Source organism: Haloactinopolyspora sp., from assembly GCF_027324685.1.
In the GTDB taxonomy this organism is placed as follows: domain Bacteria; phylum Actinomycetota; class Actinomycetes; order Jiangellales; family Jiangellaceae; genus Haloactinopolyspora.
Window position 1 is genome coordinate 1 of record NZ_DAHVSH010000157.1, and the last position, 2,374, is coordinate 2,374.

3 protein-coding genes are annotated in these 2,374 nt (G+C 68.9%); 1 reads left to right on the plus strand and 2 read right to left on the minus strand.

The genetic code is table 11. The annotated features are described in order from the left end of the window. Positions 1 to 17: 17 nt before the first annotated feature. A complete protein-coding gene (locus M6444_RS17040; protein ID WP_298330089.1) occupies positions 18 to 293 on the minus strand; it encodes a DUF2277 domain-containing protein in 276 nt (91 codons plus the stop codon). 138 nt (positions 294 to 431) lie between these two features. Between M6444_RS17040 and M6444_RS17045 the strand changes: the two genes are divergently transcribed. Then, positions 432 to 854, plus strand: coding sequence for an OsmC family protein (locus M6444_RS17045; RefSeq protein ID WP_298330091.1), 423 nt, complete (start codon positions 432 to 434; stop codon positions 852 to 854). Positions 855 to 931: 77 nt separating this feature from the next. Here the strand turns inward: M6444_RS17045 and M6444_RS17050 are convergent, their stop codons facing one another. Continuing rightward, the gene (locus tag M6444_RS17050) at positions 932 to 2,122 is read right to left on the minus strand and encodes a winged helix DNA-binding domain-containing protein (protein ID WP_298330093.1); all 1,191 of its coding nucleotides are present in this window, start codon (positions 2,120 to 2,122) and stop codon (positions 932 to 934) included. Positions 2,123 to 2,374: the final 252 nt, after the last annotated feature.

Consider the following 2,374-nt stretch of genomic DNA (forward strand, 5'->3'; position numbering starts at 1 on the left):
ACGACGCCGGACCGCCCTCAGCTGGCGGCGGCCACCCGGGACTCGTAGCGCGCCCGCCTCTTCGCGGCCTCTTCCTCACGGTTCCGCGGCGGGGCCGCCGTGGTCAGCGAGTCGAGCAGACGTTGCGTGGCCGCGGTGATCTCTTCGACCGCAGCATCGAACGCGGCCTGGTTGGCTTTGGACGGCTTGCGGGTTCCGGCGAGCTTACGCACGTACTGAAGCGCTGCGTCACTGACCTCGTCGGGGGTGGCCGGCGGAGCGAGGTTGTGAAGGGGCTTGATGTTGCGGCACATGTCTCGAGCCTAATGACTGCACCCGACAACGTCACTGGGCAAACTGCGTCGAGCCCCGCAGACGCCATACGCCCCAGACGCCCCACGGCCGACACCCGGCACGTCGGCCGACCTTCACCACCGTGACAGGGTGGGCGCATGACTGAAGAAACGCACCGATCCGTGTCCATCCGGCGCACCGGGGCACGACGTTACGTCGCGACGAACGTCCGCGGCGGCGAGCTCGCGTTTGGCGAAGGCGAGGACCACGAGTTCACACCCATCGAGCTCCTGCTGACGGCGATCGCCGGCTGTTCGGCCGTCGACGTCGACTACATCACCGCGCGGCGGGCGGAACCGGAGGCGTTCGACGTCGAGATCGGCGCGGAGAAGATCCGGGACGAGTCCGGCAACCGGCTCGAGGACATCGAGGTCGTCTTCCGGGTGCGGTTTCCCGAGGGCGAAGCCGGGGACGCCGCGCGCTCGGTGCTGCCCGACGCCATCGCGAAGTCGCGCGATCGATTGTGCACGGTGAGCCGGACGGTCGAGCTGCCGACGCCGGTGACGATGCGAGCGTCGTAGCGCGCCAGCGCCCCGTAACACCACCAGGCGTTGTGCTGCAACACGAGGCGTGCACGGGTGGTGGAGCAGGGAATTACCTACTGAACATGATCATTTAAACGACGTTCGAGGGGGGTGCGGAAGGACGGGATCGGGGAGGCGCCCTCGAGGCGGGGCTGCAGGTCCGCCGCTGCGCGCTCCACCGCGGCTCGCGCGTCGGCGCCGACGTCTTCGAGCAACTCCCAGACGACGTCGCCCTCCCGGACTGCCCAGCCACCGACGATGCGGCCTTCCCACCACACCGTGGGCCCGATGTTGCCGTTGCGGTCGAACAACTCCGCTTGGTGCGGGCCGAGGAACCAGTCGCGCTGCTGCCATCCCATCGGGGTGGCATCGAGCGCCGGTAGAAGCGCCGCGGCCGGCTCGACCTCGGGCTCGGGATCGGTGTCGTCGGCGAGCACGATCCCGGGCGTGCCGTCCATGTCGACCTCGACCGTGTCGATGCCGGCCAGGACCTTGCGGGTGGCGCCGAGACTCCACCCGGTCCACCACTTCAGGTCGTCCACCGTCGCCGGTCCGAACGCCTCGAGCCAGCGCCGGGCCAGCACGTCACGGGCGGCATCCTCGGGCATCGCCGGCAGACCCTCGGGCCACACGGAGCGCGCTGCGGCCCACCGATGCTGCCGCGAGAGCCAGGTGCCCGCGGGCTGTCCCCGTACGAGCCGCCCATCAGCGCCCATCAACGTGAGCACGCGGCTGGTGACGTTCTGCTTGACGTCCCACTTCTTGTCGGTGGTGGGCACCAGCGCGGTACGCAGCCGCGGCTCGGCTTTGGCGATGTCGTTGGCCAATGCCTCGCCGTGCTCGATGAGGAACTGCTCGGCGCCTTGCTCGACGGCGGCCAGCCACACCGCGGGATCGCCGTCGATGACCGGCTCGGTCGGACGCTCGCGTAGTTCCTTGACCAGCCGGGACCGCAGTCGGCGCGCGACCTCGAGGCCTGCACCAGCGTGCACGACCTGCGCGAACTCGGTCGGCACCACGAACATGGTGCGGCGCATGCCGAGCATCTTCACGACCGAGCGGGACTCGTACATCGCCGCGGACACATCCGCCAGGGTGACCGGGCTGCGGGCCAACGCCGACAGATACACCGACGCGGGGTCGGTGGCGTGCAACGCGACGACCGCCGTACACACCTCGGCCACGCTCGATCGCTGCGTCGACGGGTGCAGCGCGTGGCGCCGCATCAGTCGAGCACGCCGTTGCTCCACCCCGATTCTCAGCACCCGCCGATCGTGCCATGCCCCACCGACATACCGCTCCGATGGGCCCCACCAGGCCACCCTGACCGACAACCGGACGAGCAGCTGCAGTGCATCCGACTATCGAACACAGCCCGCTGAGCAGCAGCTCAACCCTTGACAGCGCCCGTAGAGTCTGTTTTGGAAAGTTTGTTCACTTTGGGCTATCGGGGGGTAGCCGTGCAACACAAGGCAACCGCTGAACGCCGATACCGGATGGAACTCGCTGTGGTCGTC